This window comes from Bacteroides caecigallinarum (genome assembly GCF_016901995.1).
GTDB classification, from domain to species: Bacteria; Bacteroidota; Bacteroidia; order Bacteroidales; family Bacteroidaceae; genus Phocaeicola; species Phocaeicola cellulolyticus.
This window is the reverse complement of the sequence record NZ_JACJLE010000226.1, coordinates 1-224: the sequence shown is the minus strand read 5'-3', so window position 1 is coordinate 224 and position 224 is coordinate 1. Positions and strand designations below refer to the sequence as shown.

General features: G+C 50.9%; 1 pseudogene. It reads left to right on the top strand.

From position 1 onward, the window contains the following. Positions 1 to 224, top strand: a pseudogene (locus tag H6A61_RS15735) (hypothetical protein); the annotation flags it as partial.

Below are 224 nucleotides of genomic sequence, written 5' to 3'. Positions count from 1 at the left end.
AAGATGCATGTTCTCTGGCTCCGCTATCTGACCGAAATAGGTGAAACGACTTATAATGTGCCTCAGGACCTGATGTCCGTTCCGGAGATAAAGAAGGCTGTCGGACAGTTGGAACAGGGGGCTTTCAATGAGGCGCAGCTACAGGGTTATGATGACTTCTGGGATGCAGTGAGAGTGGAAAGGACCCTTATGACTGATGCCTTGCGTGAAGGACATGCCAGAGG